The sequence below is a fragment of the Rhodococcus yananensis genome (assembly GCF_020515525.1).
In the GTDB taxonomy this organism is placed as follows: domain Bacteria; phylum Actinomycetota; class Actinomycetes; order Mycobacteriales; family Mycobacteriaceae; genus Rhodococcus; species Rhodococcus yananensis.
On record NZ_JAIYEP010000048.1, the window covers coordinates 15,652 to 34,248 of the forward strand.

General features: G+C 68.8%; 17 protein-coding genes. 7 read left to right on the forward strand and 10 right to left on the reverse strand.

Going from position 1 to position 18,597, the window contains the following annotated elements:
* Window positions 1–23 precede the first annotated feature (23 nt).
* Window positions 24–449 carry a DUF7144 family membrane protein gene (locus LDQ05_RS12800; RefSeq protein WP_226437343.1) on the reverse strand — a complete coding sequence of 142 codons (426 nt, stop codon included), beginning with the start codon at window positions 447–449 and terminating at the stop codon, window positions 24–26.
* Window positions 450–667: 218 nt separating this feature from the next.
* On the opposite strand from LDQ05_RS12800, the gene LDQ05_RS12805 reads away from it, so the two are divergent.
* Window positions 668–1,117 carry a DUF6325 family protein gene (locus LDQ05_RS12805; protein ID WP_226437344.1) on the forward strand — a complete coding sequence of 150 codons (450 nt, stop codon included), beginning with the start codon at window positions 668–670 and terminating at the stop codon, window positions 1,115–1,117.
* 47 nt (window positions 1,118–1,164) lie between these two features.
* A complete protein-coding gene (locus LDQ05_RS12810) occupies window positions 1,165–1,467 on the forward strand; it encodes an SHOCT domain-containing protein (RefSeq protein WP_226437345.1) in 303 nt (100 codons plus the stop codon).
* A gap of 10 nt (window positions 1,468–1,477) precedes the next feature.
* Here LDQ05_RS12810 and LDQ05_RS12815 read toward each other — a convergent pair whose 3' ends face one another.
* From LDQ05_RS12815 to LDQ05_RS12850, 8 genes are all read right to left on the reverse strand, one after another.
* Complete coding sequence (locus tag LDQ05_RS12815) at window positions 1,478–2,890, reverse strand: DUF2252 domain-containing protein (protein WP_226437346.1); 1,413 nt, start codon at window positions 2,888–2,890, stop codon at window positions 1,478–1,480.
* A 46-nt stretch (window positions 2,891–2,936) separates the two neighbouring features.
* Entirely contained in the window at window positions 2,937–3,773 is an 837-nt protein-coding gene (locus tag LDQ05_RS12820) for a mycofactocin-coupled SDR family oxidoreductase (protein ID WP_226437347.1), read from the reverse strand.
* 96 nt (window positions 3,774–3,869) lie between these two features.
* Window positions 3,870–5,042: a lipid-transfer protein gene (locus LDQ05_RS12825; RefSeq protein WP_226437348.1), complete on the reverse strand. Its 1,173-nt coding sequence runs from the start codon at window positions 5,040–5,042 to the stop codon at window positions 3,870–3,872.
* The gene (locus LDQ05_RS12830) at window positions 5,039–5,446 is read right to left on the reverse strand and encodes a MaoC family dehydratase (protein WP_226437349.1); all 408 of its coding nucleotides are present in this window, start codon (window positions 5,444–5,446) and stop codon (window positions 5,039–5,041) included. The genes LDQ05_RS12825 and LDQ05_RS12830 overlap by 4 nt, the downstream gene beginning before the upstream one ends.
* The gene (locus LDQ05_RS12835) at window positions 5,443–6,444 is read right to left on the reverse strand and encodes a bifunctional MaoC family dehydratase N-terminal/OB-fold nucleic acid binding domain-containing protein (RefSeq protein WP_226437350.1); all 1,002 of its coding nucleotides are present in this window, start codon (window positions 6,442–6,444) and stop codon (window positions 5,443–5,445) included. Before LDQ05_RS12835 ends, LDQ05_RS12830 begins: the two co-directional genes overlap by 4 nt.
* A gap of 40 nt (window positions 6,445–6,484) precedes the next feature.
* On the reverse strand, window positions 6,485–7,636 hold the full coding sequence (locus LDQ05_RS12840) for an acyl-CoA dehydrogenase family protein (RefSeq protein ID WP_226437351.1): 1,152 nt from the start codon (window positions 7,634–7,636) through the stop codon (window positions 6,485–6,487).
* On the reverse strand, window positions 7,621–8,670 hold the full coding sequence (locus LDQ05_RS12845; RefSeq protein WP_226437352.1) for an acyl-CoA dehydrogenase family protein: 1,050 nt from the start codon (window positions 8,668–8,670) through the stop codon (window positions 7,621–7,623). Before LDQ05_RS12845 ends, LDQ05_RS12840 begins: the two co-directional genes overlap by 16 nt.
* A 188-nt stretch (window positions 8,671–8,858) precedes the next feature.
* Window positions 8,859–11,000 (reverse strand): acyl-CoA dehydrogenase family protein, encoded by a 2,142-nt coding sequence (locus tag LDQ05_RS12850; protein WP_226437353.1) that lies wholly within the window; start codon window positions 10,998–11,000, stop codon window positions 8,859–8,861.
* An 89-nt stretch (window positions 11,001–11,089) separates the two neighbouring features.
* Between LDQ05_RS12850 and kstR the strand changes: the two genes are divergently transcribed.
* Together kstR and otsB are read left to right on the forward strand one after the other, a co-directional pair.
* Window positions 11,090–11,737 (forward strand): cholesterol catabolism transcriptional regulator KstR, encoded by a 648-nt coding sequence (kstR, locus tag LDQ05_RS12855; protein WP_226437354.1) that lies wholly within the window; start codon window positions 11,090–11,092, stop codon window positions 11,735–11,737.
* 107 nt (window positions 11,738–11,844) lie between these two features.
* Entirely contained in the window at window positions 11,845–14,397 is a 2,553-nt protein-coding gene (gene otsB, locus LDQ05_RS12860; RefSeq protein WP_226437355.1) for a trehalose-phosphatase, read from the forward strand.
* Between the two features lie 89 nt (window positions 14,398–14,486).
* On the opposite strand, the gene LDQ05_RS12865 is transcribed toward otsB, so the two are convergent.
* Window positions 14,487–15,596: a LacI family DNA-binding transcriptional regulator gene (locus LDQ05_RS12865; protein ID WP_226437356.1), complete on the reverse strand. Its 1,110-nt coding sequence runs from the start codon at window positions 15,594–15,596 to the stop codon at window positions 14,487–14,489.
* Between the two features lie 155 nt (window positions 15,597–15,751).
* On the opposite strand from LDQ05_RS12865, the gene LDQ05_RS12870 reads away from it, so the two are divergent.
* The 3 genes from LDQ05_RS12870 to LDQ05_RS12880 are packed head-to-tail and all read left to right on the forward strand — an operon-like array spanning window position 15,752 to window position 18,563.
* Window positions 15,752–16,774, forward strand: a complete 1,023-nt coding sequence (locus LDQ05_RS12870) for a metal ABC transporter solute-binding protein, Zn/Mn family (protein ID WP_226437357.1) — start codon at window positions 15,752–15,754, stop codon at window positions 16,772–16,774.
* Between the two features lie 26 nt (window positions 16,775–16,800).
* Window positions 16,801–17,679 carry a metal ABC transporter ATP-binding protein gene (locus LDQ05_RS12875; RefSeq protein WP_226437358.1) on the forward strand — a complete coding sequence of 293 codons (879 nt, stop codon included), beginning with the start codon at window positions 16,801–16,803 and terminating at the stop codon, window positions 17,677–17,679.
* Window positions 17,676–18,563, forward strand: a complete 888-nt coding sequence (locus tag LDQ05_RS12880) for a metal ABC transporter permease (protein ID WP_226437359.1) — start codon at window positions 17,676–17,678, stop codon at window positions 18,561–18,563. Before LDQ05_RS12875 ends, LDQ05_RS12880 begins: the two co-directional genes overlap by 4 nt.
* The last annotated feature ends 34 nt before the right edge of the window (window positions 18,564–18,597 follow it).

An 18,597-nucleotide genomic window follows, 5' to 3' on the forward strand; every position in this document is an offset into this window, starting at 1 on the left:
TGTCAGGCCGAGGCCCGGCGGTGTCAGGCCGAGGCCCGACTCGGATTCCACGTGCTGATCGCCCAGATCACGACGATGTCGAGCGCGATGATGAGAATCGACCACCAGGGGTAGTACGGCAACCACAGGAAGTTGGCGACGATCGACAATGCCGCGAGGACGATCGCGGTGGCGCGGGCCCACGTCGCCCCGGTCATCAGGGCGATGCCGACGAGGATCATCAGGACGCCCACGACGATGTGGATCCAGCCCCATCCGGTGACGTCGAACCGGTAGATGTACTCGAGCCCTCTGACGAACACCTCGTCCTCGGCGACGGCGGCGATCCCCTGGAAGAGGGACAGGACGCCGAGAGTGATCAGGATGACCGCGGCTCCCATCGACGTCCCCGCCGCGATTCCCTGCTCGACGGACATCTGTTCCCGGTCTGCGCGCGCGTGCTCGGACATGACGGGTCCTTTCGCGAAAGCGACTGATTATGAGCAATTATGCGCGCGTCCGGAATTGTTCGGGACCAAAACCCGAATCAGGTCGGGAACGGGACCTTCGGCGAGCCACACCGGGCACGGTGGATCCGGCCTTCAGAAACACCGTCCGTCGTCGACCGGTCGGACTATCGTCGACAGTGTCTGCGCGTGTGCTTTCTTCGTCCAGAAATGAGATTCCTGTGATCGATTCCGATCTCGACGAGATGGGCCCCATCGACTATCTCGTCATCGAATTCCCCGCGGATCGCCCTCCGAACGGCTCCGCCCTGCCGCTGCTACGCGACCTCGTCGACCGCGACATCATCCGCGTACTCGATCTCGCCTTCGTACAGAAGGATGTGGACGGGTCCGTCTCGGGCATCGACATCGCCGACGTCGGCCTCGAAGGCGACGTCGACGTGACGTTGTTCGCCGAGGCCGCGTCCGGACTTCTCGACGAGACCGACCTCGGGGATGCCGGCGAAGCCCTCGAACCCGGGTGTTCGGCAGCCGTTCTCGTGTACGAGAACCGTTGGGCCGCACCGCTCGCGCGTGCGCTGCGCGGCAACGGAGCCCAAATGGTCGCGTCCGGACGTATTCCCCTGCAGAGCATCCTGGCCTCGTTGGACGCGCTCGAACCGCAGGGCTGACCCCACCGACCACCACCGGAAGACATTCCACCGGAAAGGGATACACCATGCCAGGACTTCTCCGCGGCGTCGCCCGCACCGCCGTGATCGCGGGAACGGCGACGTCGGTGTCCAACCGGGTCTCGCGTCGTCAGGGACAGCGCTGGGCTCGGCAGGAACAGGAACAGGACGACCGTTCCCCGTCCGCCGCGCAGCCCGCGCCTCCACCGCCACCCCCTCCACCCGCCGCGCCCACCCCGGATCTCACCGGCCGGTTGGACGCCCTGAAACAACTCGGTGAACTCAAGGCCCAGGGCGTGCTCACCGACGCGGAGTTCGAAGCCGAGAAGGCACGCATCCTCGGCGGATGACGACCGGTTCTCAGATCCCCTGCCGCGCCTCGACCCGGCCCTGCTCGACCGCCGCGAGCAGGGCCCGGAAGTCCTGCTCGCTCTTCCTCGCGTACGCGTCGGCGAACTCCGCCATCGCGTCGTCGAATTCGGTACCGGATCCGAGGTATGCAGCGATCGAGATGCGGTCGCCCGCCCGGGCGTGCGCGTACCCCAGCACTCGCCCGCACAATCGCCCGTACAGGGTCATCCCGGTCGGTGTCATCGCCTCGATCACCGCCGACCCTTTCCCGTCGCGCAACTGTCGAATGTAGAAGTCTCGGACCACGCCGTCGGCACCGGCGCCTTTCTGCCAGCCGAGGAAGATGTCGCTCGCCGCCTGCATGAGCCGTTGTCCGTTGACGACACGCTCCCCCTCGTTCGTGAACGTCGGACCGTCGACATACCTCGACAGGACGGACGGCTGCGCTTCCTTCGCCTGGAGGAACAGCGGATCATCGTCGTCGGTGCCCCTCATCAACACGATCCAGGCGCGCGTCCCCACACTGCCGACACCGACGACCTTCCGTGCGGCCTGCACGAACTGGAACTGCTCGAGCAGAACCCTGCGGTCCCACTGCAGGGTGGCACGGTAGGACCGGATCCGGTCGCGCAGTTCCTCGTAGACGCGGTCGATGTCGAGATCGGCGAAGACCTCCTCGATCGGCACGATCAACGGTGGGGCACTGATGATCCGGCGCTCGCCGTCCACCACCTCGGTGAGTTTTCCGAGAGCCTGCACGCTGTCGCGTGTCCGCGACTTCTCGATCAGTTTGCGCGTGCGCTTCTTCATCGTCGTGTCGAGTTCGTCGCGCAACTCCACCAGTTCCGTCGTGGGCTCGATGTGCGAGTACCACACCGCCAGATTGCCGCGCTCGGCCTGGCCCAGCATCGTCTCCCGATACTCCGCCGCGCACGCCCGCGTGATCCGCGCGCACTGCTTGTCGCCGAAATCGTTGTCACGGGCCGCGACCGCAAGGCTCGCCACGAGACGCTTGACGTCCCACTCGAACGGACCCGGGCAGGTCTCGTCGAAATCGTTGACGTCGAACGCCAGTTTGCGTTCCGGGGTGGCGAAGACCCCGAAGTTGCTCAGATGCGCATCCCCGCACAGTTGCGTGTGCAGTCCACTGTTCGGGGTGCGAGACAGGTCGTCGGCCATGACCAGCGCTGCCCCGCGGAAGAACGCGAACGCAGAACTCGTCATCCGCCCGTACCGCACGGACACCAACTGCGGGATCCGGGTGGACGCCTGCTCTTCGAGCAGGTCCACCGGGTCCCGGTCACCGCGCGGTGCGCACTCGGCGAGGTCGGCGAGCGGCACTGCGCGGCGCGCTTCGCGGCCGGCTTCGATCCGTTGTTTCCGCGTCGGGTGCGCCACGACGTGCGGGGCGGAATCCGTCACGGATCAACGGTAGCCGGTATACGTCCGCGCGGCTGCCGAATCCGGATCAGCCGGTGACGCGAGCGGCGTTGCCGGCGTCGACGGGCAGCACCGTACCGCTGATGTGCGCCGAGGCCTCGTCGGCGAAGAAGAGGACGGCACGGGTGATCTCGGCGGGCTCGAGCCACGGCACGGGCTGCGCGTGCAGCGATGTGAACACCGGAGCCACGTCGTCGGCGGTGGGATGTTCGAGGTCGGGACGCAACATCCCGTACAGCGCGTCGTTGTGGATCATCGGGGTCGAGATATTTCCCGGCGCAATGACATTGACCGTGATCCCGTTCTGTGCGAGGTCGAGTGCGGCGCTCTTGGACAGCCCGATCACACCCCACTTGGAGGCCGCATACGCCACCATGTTGGTGTTGCCGGCACGCCCCAGCATCGACGAGATCGTCACGATGCGTCCGTAACCGCGTTCGATCATGCCCGGAGACACCGCCGCGATCGTGTTGAACACCCCGGTCAGGTTCGACGCGATCGTCTCGTCCCACATGGCCTGAGGCATCATCTGCACCGGAGCGGCCGTCGACACCCCGGCATTCGCGACGGCGATGTCGATGCGGCCGAGTTCCTCGTGTGCGCGAGCCACCAGGGCATCGAGCGCAGCCCGGTCGGCGGTGTCCAGCTTCGCCCACACCACGCGACGCCCCGCGGCCTCGACGAGGCGCACGGTCTCGGCGAGATCGTCGTCGGTCGCCAACGGGTACCGCACCATCGGCGAATCCTCACACCGATCGCACAGCACGAGGTCCGCGCCCGCCTCCGCGAATGCCAGCGCGTGCGAACGGCCCTGACCGCGCGCCGCACCGGTGATCAGCGCGACCTTGCCCTCGAAGTTGCCCATGATGTCCTCTCTCGACGCGACATGTCCTCCCCCGGTCTACACCACCGAACTCCCGCACAGTCGGGAGAACTCCCGTCGACCGGGAGCGTCACCCGGTCAGGATGCGGACAGCACGAGTCCGGACGTCGGAACCCCGGTACCGGCGGTGACCAGGACGTTCTCGACACCGTCGACCTGGTTGACGGACGTCCCGCGGATCTGCCGAACCCCCTCGGCGATGCCGTTCATCCCGTGGATGTACGCCTCGCCGAGCTGACCGCCGTGGGTGTTCAGCGGCAAGCGGCCACCGAGTTCGATCGCCCCGCCCGCGATGAAGTCCTTCGCCTCGCCGCGACCGCAGAAGCCGAGCTCCTCGAGCTGCATCAGCACGTACGGGGTGAAGTGGTCGTAGAGCACCGCGGTCTGCACGTCCCGCGCCGTGATCCCCGCCTGCTGCCACAGTTGATCTCCGACGACACCCATCTCGGGCAGGCCGGTGAGCCCGTCCCGGTAGTAGCTGGTCATGATGTACTGGTCCGGTCCGCTGCCCTGCGCGGCGGCCGCGACGATCGCGGGTGTCTGTTTCAGATCCCTCGCACGCTCGGGGGTGGTGATCACCAACGCGACACCGCCGTCGGACTCCTGACAGCAGTCGAGCAGATGCAGCGGCTCCGCGATGAACCGCGAGCTCTGGTGATCGTCGAGAGTGATCGGTTTGCCGTGGAAGAACGCCTTCGGGTTCGTCGCCGCGTGCTTGCGGTCGGCGACCGCGACCGCGCCGAAGTCGGCGCTCGTCGCACCGGTGACGTGCATGTAGCGTTGCGCGACCATCGCGACGAACGACGCCGGCGTGCTCAACCCGTGCGGGTACGAGAAGGCGTTGTCTGTCCCCGACGCGTTCACCTGGGTGGCGAGCGCACCGTTGACCTGCCCGTACCGGGCACCCGAGCGTTCGTTGAACGCGCGGTAGGCGACGACGACGTCCGCGACACCCGTCGCGACGGCCATCGCCGCCTGCTGCACGGTCGCGCACGCGGCGCCGCCGCCGTAGTGGATGCGCGAGAAGAACTTCAGGTTCGGGATGCCCACCGCACGCGCGACCGCCACCTCGGTGTTGGTGTCCATCGTGAACGACACCAGGCCGTCGACGTCCGACGGGCTCAGCCCCGCGTCGTCGAGGGCATCGGCCACGGCCTCGGCGGCGAGCCGCAGTTCGCTGCGCCCGGAGTCCTTCGAGAAGTCGGTGGCGCCGATCCCGGCGATCGCCGCCCTGCGCGACAGTCCGCTCATCGGTCGCCTCCTGTGCGAGTGAACGTGGCCCGGGCCGTGACGTGATCGCCGAGCCCGTTGCGTCCGACGATGTCGACGGTGACGACACCGGCGTCGACCGCGGTGACCTCACCGGTCAACGTGAGTGTGTCGTACGCGTACCAGGGAACACCGAGACGCAGTGAGATCGATCCGATCACCGCGGTCGGGCCCGCCCAGTCGGTGACGTACCGCTGCACGAGACCGGTGTCGGTGAGGATGTTGACGAAGATGTCCTCGGACCCGCGTTCCTGCGCCTTGTCGCGGTCGTGGTGGACGTCCTGGAAGTCCCGGGTCGCCAACGCCGTCGACACGATGAACGTGGGGTCACCGTGGATGGACAACGGCGGGAGCGTCTCTCCCACCGTCGGTGCTGGAGCGCTCACGCGTTCTCCTCCTCGAGCGGTTGCCAGGCGTAGAGGGTCCACGGATCACCGCCGGTGTCGTCGTCACCGGGGAAATCCAGGTACGTGACGTGCACGGGCATTCCGATCCGCACGTCGGCCGGATCGACACCGCGCAGCTCACCGAGCATCCTGATCTTCCCGTCGCCCTCCTCGAGTTCGACGAGCGCGACGACGAACGGCACCTGCCGGCCGGGCACCTTCGGTGCGTGATGCACGACGTGGCTGAACACCGTGCCGCGACCGGACGCGACGACGTAGTCGGTCGTCTCGTGCTTGTCGAGCCACAACGCGGGAACCGGGGGGTGTTGCAGCGAGCCGTCGGGGCGGCGTTGGATGCGCAGTTCGTGCGCGGCGACGCCGTCCCAGAAGAACTTCGTGTCGTGCGACGCCGACGGACGCAGCATCCGGGTGGGGTCGAGATCGTCCGGCACCGCGTCGGTGGCCGGTGCCGACTCGGCCGCGGCGGCGGGCGGCGCGAACTTCAGGATGCGGAACATCATCTCGGCGACAGTCTCGTCACCGACCTTCCAGATGTTGCGGGTGGTGAAGAACCAGCCTTCACCGAGCCCCGTCCGCTTCGGACCGACGACATCCTCGAGGGTCGACTCGATCGTCACGGTCTCGTCGGGCCGCAGGTAACGGTGGTACACCTGGTCGCAGTTCGTCGCGACGACCGACGTGTAGCCGGCCTCGTCGAGAATGTTCGTCATCCGGCCGAGCGGATCGTCCTTCTCGCGTTCGGCACCGAGCCCACGCATCGTCCACACCTGGGCCATCGCCGGCGGAGCCACCGGCCCGCCGTGACCCGCAGCGACCGCCGCGGACTCGTCGGTGTAGATCGGATTGTCGTCGCCGATGGCCTCGACCCAGTTGCGGATCATCGGCAGGTTCACCGGGTCTCGTCCCTGCCGCGGCGCGGACGGTCCGTCGGCGCGGACCGCCTCCGCCGCGGCGAGGATTTCGTCGGCAGTGCTCATCGCTGTCCCTCCGTCTCGGTCGGTCGCCCGGGGTTCCGGCTCATCGCGGAACCCGGGGCATCCCGAGCCCGGCCGTCGCGATCAGTTCCCGCATCACCTCGTTGACACCGCCACCGAAGGTGATGACGACGTTGCGTTTGGCCTGCATGTCGAGCCAGCTCAACAGGGCGGCGGTGTCGGGATCGGCGGGGTCACCGTGGCGTCCGACGACCTCCTCGGCGAGCCGGCCGACCCGCTGGATGCGTTCGGTCGCGAACACCTTCGTCGCCGATGCGTCGGCGATGTCGACCGCGTCGTTCGCACTGGACGCGACCTGCCAGTTGAGCAGTTCACCCAGCCGGTACGTGGCGTGGATCTCCCCCAGCGCGCGACGCACGTCGGGTTCGTCGCCGAGCCCGTGGGCACGCACCCAGTCGGCGAGGTGATCGTAGATGCCCCCGACCCGGCCGGCGGGGCCGAGCATGACCCGTTCGTGGTTGAGCTGGGTGGTGATGAGTCGCCAGCCCTTGTTCTCCTCACCGACCAGCATGCTCGCGGGCACCCGCACATCGCTGTAGTACGTGGCGTTGACGTGGTGCGCGCCGTCGCACGTGATGATCGGTGTCCAGCTGAACCCGGGGTCCTTCGTGTCGACGATGAACACCGAGATTCCGCGGTGCCGCGAATCGGCGGTGCCGGTGCGCGCGGCGAGCCAGATGTAGTCGGCGTCGTGGCCGCCGGTCGTGAAGATCTTCTGACCGTTGATGACGTACTCGTCGCCGTCACGCACAGCGGTGGTGCGCAGTGCCGCGAGATCCGTTCCGGCCTCCGGCTCGGAGTAGCCGATCGCGAAGTGCACCTCGCCGGCGAGGATCGAGGGAAGGAACTTCTGCTTCTGCTCGTCGGTGCCGTACACCTGCAGGGTCGGTCCCACGGTCTGCAGGGTGACGCTGGGCAGCGGGACGTCGGCGCGAACGGCCTCGTTCGCGAAGATCTGCTGCTCGACGTCGCCGAATCCGCGGCCACCGAACTCGACGGGCCAGCCCACCCCGAGCCAGCCGTCCTTGCCCATGCGGCGGACGACCTCACGGTACGTCGGACCGTGCCGCTCGGTGCGCATGATCGCGGCTTCCTCGGGCGCGATGAGGTCGGCGAAGTATCGGCGCAGTTCGTCCTGCAGTGCGCGCTGGTCGTCGGTCAGATCGATGAACACCGGGCCCCCACGAGGTCGAGTCGGTACGAAGCTCCGCCGAGCAGCCGGGTGAGATCCTTGGCCGTCGACGAATATCTGTGCAGCGGATAGGTTTCGTCCACACCGATCCCGCCGTGCAGGTGGTGCAGCACACGCATCGCGGGGAGCAACTCCTCCGCGATCCAGTACGCGGTGACGTCGAGATCGTCTGCGGCGTCGAGGCCCTCGGAGACACGCCAGATGCTCGCGGTCGCAGCGACGTGCAGGGTGCGGGCGGTGACGTACACGTCGGCGATCTGCTGGGCGACGGCCTGGAAGGCGGCGAGCGGCTTGCCGAACTGGTGTCGCTCACTGACATGCTTCGCGGTGAGTACCGTTGCACCGGTGAGCAACCCGTCCGACAACGCGGCGATCGCGGCGAGCGCGAACCGGTGGAGGGTCGCGATGTCCGCGGCGGGGTCGGTGCCGGCACCGAGACGGATACCGGCGGCCCCGGCGAGACGCACGGAGAATTCCGGGGTTCCGACGGACGTGGGACTCGCGACGAGTGTGACGCCGTCCGCATCCGAGGGGACTGCGACGACGCCCACGGTGGTGGGCACGAGGATGTGGCGGGCACGGTCGGCGTAGGGGACGGCCACGAACGATCCGGTGACCGCGACACCGTCGTCGCTCACGGTGCCGGTCGCCGCCGGATCCGTCACGAACGGTCGCCCGGGTTCGGAGAGGGCCGCCGTGAGAACCGCACCACTCCCGACACCGTGAAGGAGCGCGTCCTGCTGGGCATCGTCTGCGAGTGCGAGCACGGGCAGCACACCGAACCCGACCGTGGCCAGGGCAGGCACCAGCGCTCCGGCGCGGCCGACCTCGGTGAGCACGGTCAGTGCGTCGGCGGCGCCGAGTCCGGATCCGCCGAGTCGCTCCGGAAGCGCGAGCGACAACAGGTCTGCGTCGGCGAGCGCCGCCCACAGGTCGTCGGCGCCGAGTTCGCGCCCGAGCAGGTCGGCCGCGACCGAGGCCACGTCCTCCTGCGTCTCGTCACGTGCGAAGTCCACCGTTACCACCTTCGTTCTAGAACGTGTTTCAGTTGTAGCACCTCGGGGGTACCGGACGAAAGTGCCGTCGAGCGCCGTGCGCAACCGGCGCGAACGAACGCTCCCCCGAGTCTCCACCGGGCCTACCGCCCGGCGAGGGCGGAGGTCCCGACCATCGGAACCCCAACGGAATCCACGGCCGCGGTCGCTCAGTCGCGCGGCAGCCCCAGCAGCCGCTCGGCCGCGACGGTGAGCAGGATCTGCTCGGTGCCGCCGGCGATCGTCAGACACCGCGTGTTGAGGAATTCGCGGGTGAACGGCCCCTCGACCCACCCGGCCTCCCCCGCGAGTTCCATCGCCAACTCGGAGGTCTGCTGCCGCTGGCGCACACCGATGAGCTTGCGCACACTCGACGCGGGGCCCGGATCCTGCCCCTCGAGTTGCGCGAGGGTGGTGCGCAGATCGAGCAGTGAACCGACGAGCGCCTCACCGATCTGGACGCCGATGCGATCCTCCGCAACCGGATCACCGGACGACGACAACGCGACCAGCTCCTCGATGGCGGGACCCAGTGACGATTTCCCTCCCATCGCGACACGTTCGTTGGCGAGTGTCGTGCGTGCGAGCCGCCATCCGCCGCCGAGGTCTCCGACGACGCAGTCGTCGGGAACGAACACCGAATCGAGGAACACCTCGTTGAACAGGGCGTCGCCGGTGATCTCGCGCAGCGGGGAGACGGTGATCCCGGCGGATTTCATGTCCACCAGGAAGTACGTGATGCCCTTGTGTTTCGGGGCATCACGATCGGTTCGAGCCAGACAGATCGCCCAATCTGCCTCCTGTGCAAGCGAATTCCACACCTTCTGTCCCGAAAGCACCCAGCCGCCGTCGACCTTGTCCGCGCTGGTACGCAGCGAGGCGAGGTCCGAGCCGGCCCCCGGCTCGGAGAACAGCTGACACCAGACGAGATCGCCGCGCAGCGTCGGCATCACGAAACGGTCGATCTGCTCGGCGGATCCGTGCTCGAGAATGGTGGGCAGCGCCCACCAGCCGATCACCAGATCGGGCTGCTCCACCCCCGCGGCGGCAAGCTCCTCCTGGATGAGGAGTTGTTCGGCCGGTCCGGCGCCCCGACCGTGGGGCGCCGGCCAATGCGGTGCGAGAAGCCCGGATCCGGCGAGTGCCGCACGACGCTCCGACTCGGGAAGCCCGGCGATGCCCGCGATCTCCGCGGCGATGACGCGGCGCCGATCCTCGTGTCCGGTGAGGTCGACACCGAGCCGACGGCGGGCACCGGACCGCGTCAACGCCGTGAGTCGTGAACGCCAACGCCCGGAGCCACCGAGGACCTGCCGGGTCGCCACCGCCCGGCGAAGGTAGAGATGCGCGTCGTGTTCCCACGTGAACCCGATACCGCCGAGCACCTGGATGGCATCCTTGGCCGTGTCCACGGCCGCATCCAGCGCGACGGTGGCGGCAGCAGCGGCGGCGACGGGAAGCTCGTCGACGGCGGTGTCGATCGCGCGGGCGGCATCCCACGCCACGGCGCGGATCTTCTCCGTGCGGCACAGCATTTCGGCGCAGATGTGTTTGACCGCCTGGAACGCGCCGATCGGTTTGCCGAACTGTTCACGGATCTTGGCGTAGTCGACGGCGGTGTCGAGCGCCCACCCGGCGACGCCGGCCAGTTCCGCGGCGGCGAAGGCCGCGGTGAGATCACGCACGAATCCGGCGGGGACATCGACGATGCGGTCCGCGGGTACGGCCACGTCGTCGAACCGGATGCGCGCCAGCGACCTCGACGGGTCGACGGCGTCGAGCGGTTCGTGCGTCATCCCGCTGCTGTCGGCGGTGACGAGCGCCCACCGCTCCCGGTCGTCGCCCCCGGCGATCCGCACGAGGACGGCGACACCCGACCCGCCACCGACCGCCACCCCCGCGTCACCGCTGAGGCGGACACCGTCGTCACCCGGGATTCCCGAGACGGTCGAGTCGAGTGCGAGCGCGGTCGGGAGCGCACCTTCGACGAGCAGGGCCGCGGTCTTGGCTGCGGCGTCGCCACCGCGGCCGAACACGAGCGCGGCTGTCGCGGTGGTCAGGACGGGTCCCGGTGCGAGGTCGTACGCCGTCTGCTCGAGCATGACCGCGAGGTCGACCGCGGTGGCTCCGAATCCGCCGGATTCCTCGGGTACGGCGACGCCGAACAGCCCGAGTTCGGCGAGCGCGGACCAGCCGCCGCGCCACGCCTCGGCGGGATCCGCGCGCACGGCCTCGACGGGTTTCGCGGCGCGCGACCACGCTCGGAGGGACGATTGGACGTCCCGCTGTTCCTCGGTCGTGGCAATACTCACAGCGGGTCTCCAGACTTTCGTATGACATCAGGCCTAGAACGTGTTCTAATATGAGACCGGTTCAGAGTCAAGGTGTGAGGAAGCGATCTATGGCCACCACGTCCCGCTCCAACGGAAACGGAACCCTGACCGCCCTCACCGAGGACGACCTCAGTTCCAATGCCCAGAAGGAACGGCGCAAGCGGATTCTCGACGCCACACTGGCGCTCGCATCCAAGGGCGGTTACGAGGCCGTGCAGATGCGCGCCGTCGCCGAACGCGCCGATGTCGCGGTGGGGACGCTGTACCGGTACTTCCCGTCGAAGGTGCACCTGCTCGTATCCGCCCTCGGCCGCGAATTCGCCCGCATCGAGGGCAAGGGCAAGATTCCGCCCGGGCACAGCCCCCTCGAACGGATGCACCTGATCCTGGGCCTGATCACCAAGGCGATGCAACGCGATCCGCTCCTCACCGAGGCGATGACCCGCGCCTTCATGTTCGCCGACGCCTCCGCCGCCGCCGAGGTCGAGCACGTCGGCAACCTCATGGACCGGCTGTTCGCGAAGGCGATGACCGACACCGAACCCACCGAGGAGGAACTGGCCGTCGCGCGCGTCATCAGCGACGTGTGGTTGTCCAACCTCGTCGCGTGGCTCACCCGCCGCTCCTCGGCGACCGACGTCGCCCGACGTCTCGAGTTGACGGTCGAACTGCTGCTCGGAGACGGTTCCCAACGACCGTCGGTCACCACCGCCTGAACCCTGCGACCCGTCGTCCGCGTGCAGGGTCGGTGTAACACGAAACACGACCGCGGATGTGACCGGTCGGTGGGGACGATCCGGAGTCTTCGCTTACCTTGGAACAGGTGAGCGCCCAAGATCTGCCCATCGAACTGCGTCGCGCCCTCGCCGCTGTCGCGCGGACGCCGCGATTGCTCGTGGCGACCGACTACGACGGCACGCTGGCCCCCATCGTGTCGGACCCCGACAAGGCCTTCCCGCACGCCGAGTCCGTACGGGCACTGCGCAGCCTCGCCGCGCTCCCCTCGACGTCGGCCGCGGTCATCTCGGGGCGGGCACTGAAGGATCTGGCGGCGCTGTCGCGACTGCCCGTGGAGGTGCAGCTCGTCGGCAGTCACGGCTCGGAGTTCGACGTCGGCTTCGTCCACGCGATCGGCGACGACGCCCGCGCGTTGCTGCGCGAGATCGTCGACGGCCTCGAGGCGGTCGCGGCGAGATTCGACGGGGTCCACGTCGAGGTCAAGCCGGCGAGCGCCGCGCTGCACGTACGCAACGCCTCGGACGCCGATGCCGCGACCGCCGTCGCCGAGGTCCACGACACCCTCGCCGTGCGCGCCGGTGTCCAGGTCACCGAAGGCAAGGCCGTCATCGAACTGTCGGTGGTGCCCACCGACAAGGGCAGCGCTCTGGACGCGATCCGGCACCAGGAGGCGTCGAGCGCGGCGGTGTTCATCGGTGACGACGTCACCGACGAGAAGGCGTTCCGGTCGCTGCGCGGACCCGACGTCGGCGTCAAGATCGGCGACGGCGCCACGGCCGCCGAATTCCGCATCGACAGTTCCGAGCACGTCGTCGCGGCCCTCGCGTTCCTGTTGGAGGAACGTCGCACCTGGCTGTCCGGTGCCCACGCGGTCCCCATCGAACGGTTGACGATGCTCGCGAGTCCCCGCTCGAAGGCGTTGGTGACCCCGGAGGGCACCATCACGTGGATGTGCCACCCGGAACCCGACTCCGCCGCACTGTTCGCGCACCTGCTCGGCGGCGACGCCGCAGGACACTTCTCGATCGGTCCGACGCGGGAAGCGCTGCCGCTGAGCCAGCGGTACGTCGACTCCACCATGACGGTGGTGACGCGGTGGGCGAGCCTCGCGGTGATCGACTACCTGCCGCACGATGTCGATGCGGGCCGCACCGATCTGACCCGCGTCATCTCCGGAACCGCCACGGCCGTCGTGACGTTCGCGCCCCGCCCCGAGTTCGGACAGGGACAGGTCGTACTCGAGGTGGACGACGACGGTCTGCGCGTGCACGGCTTCAACGAGCCGTATGTGCTGCGGTCCCCCGGCGTGCGCTGGGACATCACCACCGACGGCGCGCACCAGTCGGCACACGCCGTGGTCGACCCCTCCCGCGGCGACGTGATCCTTGAACTACGCTGCGGAACAGATGATCTGACCGAGCATCCACTGTCCGAGGTGGAGCGTCGATCGCACGCGGAAGGGTACTGGTGGCAGTGGGCCGCCGACCTGCGTCTGCCCGCCGTCAAACCCGACCTCACCAAGAGGTCGGCGCTCACCCTCCGGGGTCTGGTGCACGCGCCGACCGGTTCGATCCTGGCGGCCGCGACCACGTCGCTGCCCGAGGAGATCGGCGGCGTCCGAAACTGGGACTACCGCTACTGTTGGCTCCGCGACGCGGCGCTGACCGCGCACGCGCTCGTCGACGTCGACTCCCTCACCGAGGCCGAGGACTATCTCGACTGGGTGCACCGCGTGCTCGAGACACTGCCCGGACCGGAACGGCTGCACCCGCTGTACACGCTGACCGGTGGGCCGCTGCCACCCGAGGCCGTGCTCGACACGCTTCCCGGGTACGCCGGTTCACGGCCCGTGCGGGTCGGTAACGCCGCGAACCAGCAGGTCCAGCTCGACGTGTTCGGCCCGATCGTCGACCTGATCGCGGCCCTCGCACACCGTCGGGAGCAACACGGGGCCGAGAACTCCCACGCGCTCACCGACCGCGACTGGGATCTGGTGCGTTCGATGGTCACCGCGGTGGAGCGACGCTGGTTCGAGCCCGACCACGGGATCTGGGAGATCCGCGACAATCCGCGTCACCACGTGTACTCGAAGGTCATGGGGTGGCTCACCGTCGATCGTGCACTGACGCTGTCGGCGAGGTTCGACCGTCCTGCCGGAGAGAACTGGGCTGCGCTGCGCGACGAGATCGCGGCGGAAGTGATCGAGAAGGGCTGGAACGACGACGTCCGCTCGTACACCGCGGCCTACGACGGAACCGACCTCGACGCCGCGACGTTGTTCATCGGCCTGACCGGCCTCATCGATCCCACCGACGACCGCTTCCGCGCGACCGTGCAGGCCACCGAAGCGGAACTACGCAGCGGCGCAACGGTGTACCGGTACCGACGCGACGACGGACTGCCCGGCACCGAGGGTGGATTCCATCTGTGTGCGGCCTGGCTCGTCGAGGCCTACCTGCTGATCGGGCAGCGGAGCGACGCGGAAGCGTTGTTCGCGCAACTCGTCGCGGCGGCAGGTCCCACGGGGCTGCTCAGCGAGGAGTACGACCCCGTCGCCGAGCGGGCGCTCGGCAACCATCCGCAGGCCTACAGCCACATCGGGTTGCTCCGGTGCGCGCAGCTGCTGGACGGTGCCTGACCGTCCCGGGCCCGCGGGCCGCTCCCGCGGCTCGGCCGTGTTCGCGCGGCCGCAACAGCAGCCGCGTGAACACGGTGGGCTCGCGTGAGTCACTCGGCGTACCAGCCGGTGCTCTCCACCGGCCCGGACGTCTTCCCGAACACCAGGTGGGTGTCGAGGGTCTCCACCTCGGGCGTCCCGGAATGCGACGGTGCCGCGAGCAACAGTTCGCCGGCGCGCCGGCCCTTGTCCTTCTGCGGCTGACTCACGGTGGTCAGGCCCTCGCGCATCGCCTCGTCGACACCGTCGAACCCGGTGATCGACAGGTGGCCCGGCACGTCGAGGCCCGCCTGGTGCGCCCAGGTGAGTGCACCGAGCGCGAGGACGTCCGTCGTGCACATCAGTGCGGTCACCCGCGGGTTGATCTTCATGAGTTGCGCGGTCGCGGACAGTCCGTCCTCCGACGTGTGCGTGTACCGCTCGACGACGGTGAGGTTCGCGTCGTCGAGACCGGCGTCGCGCATCGCATCACGCACTCCGAGGAGGCGTTCGCGCTGCACGTGGAAGCCCGGTGTGTCGAGCGTCGAGAGGTCGGCGACACCGTCGTTGCGGGTATGTCCCAGTCGCATGCACACGATCCCGAATTCGCGGTGGCCGAGCCCGATCAGGTGCGTCGCGAGGTCGCGCATGGACCTGCGGTCGTCGATCCCCACGACCGGGACGGCCCCCAGGTCGCGCGGCTGGTCGCACGCGACGATCGGCAGGTGCCGTTCGAGTACTGCGGCGAGGTAGGGGTCTTCGGGCGGCACGGAGTAGACGATGAACCCGTCGACGGACGATCCGTGCACGACCTGCGCGGCCTCGGTGTCGGTGCGGCCCGGTCCGGCCGGGATGAGCAGCAGACCCTGCCCGGCGGACTCGCATGCCTCGGACAGTCCGGACAGGAAACTCATGGCGGCGGGGTCGCGGAACGAATAGCTCAGGGCCTCGGTGAGCAGGACTCCGACGGCTCCGGCCTTGCGGGTGCGCAGCGATCGCGCCATCGGGTCGGGGCCGGCGTAACCGCGGCGTCGGGCGACCTCGAACACGCGTTCGCGGAGTTCGGCCGACAACTGATCGGGCCGGTTGTAGGCGTTGGAGACGGTGGTGCGGGAGATCTTCAGTTCCGCAGCGATCGACGCCAGGGTCGCCTGTCGATGTGGCTGACGGGACCTGGGCATGAACGGACCGTAGTCCTGTGCCGATCGTCACGGCCAGCCGGGTCTACACGATCGGGACTTTCGTCCGCTAAAGTGGAACGGTAACGGTTTCCAATAGCGTTAGGCGTGCCTCAGCCGGCCGCGTCCACGCCTCGATTCCCAGGAGCTCCGGAACAGTGCGACTGTCCTTCCGCGCCGTGCTCGTCACGGCCGCCGTGTCCTGCGCCACCGCCCTCACCGCATGCGGATCCGGCGACGCCGGTGGCGGTTCCGACGAGCTGAGCATCGTCGCATCCACGAACGTCTGGGGTTCGATCGCGCAGGCCGTCGCCGGTGACCGCGCCCAGGTGCAGTCCCTGATCACCGAACCGTCCGCCGACCCGCACTCCTACGAGGCGAGCCCCCGCGATGCCGCAGCGATCAGCGACGCGACGCTCGTCGTCTACAACGGCGGTGGATACGACCACTTCGTCGACGACATCCTCGACGCCACAGGACGCGACGTCCCCACCGTCGACGCGTTCGCACTCTTCGAATCCGGTGAATACAGCGACCTGCACGCCGGGCACGACCACGGCGACACCACCGCCGAGACGACGCCCGCGGACGGGACGGACAGCGGCGACCGTTCGCACGACGGTCATTCGCACGACGGTCACGACCACAGCGGCATCAACGAGCACGTCTGGTACGACCTCGCGACCGCCGACGCCGTCGCACACGCCGTCGCCGACCACCTCGCCGAACTCGACCCGGACGGCGCCGACACCTACCGAGACAACGCCGCTGCGTTCCACGCGCAACTGCACACCGTCGCCGACACTGTCGAGTCCCTCGCCCGAACCCACCCGGGCGCGCCGATCGCACAGACCGAATCCATCGCCCACTATCTCGTCGTCGGCGCAGGTCTCGACGACCGCACCCCGAGCGACTTCACCGACGCCGTGGAGAACGGCACCGATCCGTCGCCCGCGTCGATCGCCGCGACCCGCCGACTCCTCCTCGACGGGCAGGTCGATGCGCTGCTCTACAACCCGCAGACAGAGGACCGGGTGAGCCTCGAGATGCGCCGCTCGGCCGAGTCCACCGGGATCCCCGTCGTCGAGGTTTTCGAAACCCTCCCCGAGGGCGTCGACTACATTCAGTGGCAGACCCGGACCGCCGAGGCGCTCTCCGCCGCGCTCGACACCGCACCCTGACAACCCGCTCGAGAACACGGATCCCGGTGACCTCCTCCCAACCCACACCCGTCGTCGAAGCCGAACTCGCTGTCAGGCTCAGCGGCGCCGGACTCGCCTTCGGCGACCGCACCCTCTGGAACGACCTCGACCTCGACGTCGCCGCCGGCGAATTCGTCGCCGTCCTCGGTCCCAACGGCGCCGGCAAGACATCCCTGCTGAAGGTGCTGCTCGGTCAGCTCCCGCTCAGCTCCGGCAGCGCAACCATCGCCGGTTCACCCGTGCGCGCGGGCAACGCGCACGTCGGCTACGTGCCGCAGCAGAGGACCCTCGACTCGGGTGTGCCGCTGCGCGGGCGCGACCTCGTCGGCCTCGGAGTCGACGGGCACCGGTGGGGCACCGGACTGCGGCACTGGAAACGGCGTCGCGCCGCCGTCGACGACGCGATCGCCCAGGTCGGCGCCGAACGTTACGCGGGCGCGCCCGTCGGCGACCTGTCGGGCGGCGAGCAGCAACGTCTGCGCGTGGCGCAGGCGCTCGTCGGTGACCCGCGAGTACTGCTGTGCGACGAACCGCTGCTCAGCCTCGACCTCGCCAACCAGCACCTGGTGTCGTCACTGATCGACAGGCGTCGTCGCGACCACGGCACGGCGGTGCTGTTCGTCACCCACGAGATCAACCCGATCCTGCCGCTCGTCGACCGCGTCCTGTACCTCGTCGACGGACAGTTCCGCATCGGTACCCCCGCCGAGGTGATGACCTCCGAGGTGCTCTCGGAGCTGTACCGCACCGAGGTGGAAGTCCTCGAGATGAGGGGGCGGCTCGTCGTCGTCGGCACCGGCGACGCGATCGACGCGCTCGGTAGCGCCGGCGGGCTGCGCCCCGGCGAAGGCGTTCACCATCACCACCCCGAGGACGACGAATGAGCAGCAAGTTCAGCGATGCGATGAGCCATCTCTTCGACATCGACGCCACGATGGAGCTGCTCGGGTACGACTTCGTGCAGCAGGCCCTGATCGCCGGTGCACTGCTCGGGCTGCTCGCCGGCGTCATCGGGCCTCTCATCATCAGTCGGCAGATGGCGTTCTCCGTGCACGGCACCTCCGAGCTGTCACTCACCGGTGCCGCCGCAGCACTGCTCGTCGGGGTGTCCGTGGGGGTCGGTGCGGTCGCCGGTGCGGTCGTCGCGGCGGTCCTCTTCGGACTGCTCGGTGCCCGCGCGCGCGAACGAGACTCCGTCATCGGCGTGATCATGGCATTCGGGCTCGGTGTCGCGATGCTGCTGCTGTGGGCCTACGACGGCCGTACCGGTGCGGCGCTGTCGCTGCTCACCGGACAGATCGTCGCTCCCGGCGGCACCGGGATCGCACTGCTCGCGGTGTGCGCCGCGATCGTGATCGGGGTGCTGCTGCTGATCTACCGACCACTGTTGTTCGCCAGCACCGACCCCGAGGTCGCCGCCGCGCGCGGCGTGCCCGTGCGAGGGCTGTCCATCGTCTTCGCAGTGCTCGTCGGCATCACCGCTGCATTGGGTGTGCAGATCGTCGGCGCGCTACTGGTGATGGCCCTGCTCATCACCCCGGCCGCCGCGGCAGCGCGGGTCACCAGCGGGCCGCTCGCCGCGACGGTGCTGGCGGTGGTCTTCGCGGAGATCTCCGCGGTCGGCGGGATCCTGCTGTCCCTCGCCCCCGGCGTCCCCGTGTCGAGCTTCATCACGACGATCGCGTTCGTCATCTACATCGTGTGCCGGATCATCGGGTCCGCGCGGCGCCGTCGCGGCACCGGCCGCGCGGCGGTCGCCGCGCACTGACCCCACCCGTGCGCACTTCTGGTAGCCCCAGCTA

Excerpts from the sequence above, each read along its gene's own strand:
- LDQ05_RS12800 (WP_226437343.1), bottom strand. The coding sequence starts at position 449 with ATGTCCGAGCACGCGCGCGCAGACCGGGAACAGATGTCCGTCGAGCAG.
- LDQ05_RS12810 (WP_226437345.1), top strand. The coding sequence starts at position 1,165 with ATGCCAGGACTTCTCCGCGGCGTCGCCCGCACCGCCGTGATCGCGGGA.
- LDQ05_RS12820 (WP_226437347.1), bottom strand. The coding sequence starts at position 3,773 with ATGGGCAACTTCGAGGGCAAGGTCGCGCTGATCACCGGTGCGGCGCGC.
- LDQ05_RS12825 (WP_226437348.1), bottom strand. The coding sequence starts at position 5,042 with ATGAGCGGACTGTCGCGCAGGGCGGCGATCGCCGGGATCGGCGCCACC.
- LDQ05_RS12835 (WP_226437350.1), bottom strand. The coding sequence starts at position 6,444 with ATGAGCACTGCCGACGAAATCCTCGCCGCGGCGGAGGCGGTCCGCGCC.
- kstR (WP_226437354.1), top strand. The coding sequence starts at position 11,090 with ATGGCCACCACGTCCCGCTCCAACGGAAACGGAACCCTGACCGCCCTC.
- LDQ05_RS12865 (WP_226437356.1), bottom strand. The coding sequence starts at position 15,596 with ATGCCCAGGTCCCGTCAGCCACATCGACAGGCGACCCTGGCGTCGATC.
- LDQ05_RS12880 (WP_226437359.1), top strand. The coding sequence starts at position 17,676 with ATGAGCAGCAAGTTCAGCGATGCGATGAGCCATCTCTTCGACATCGAC.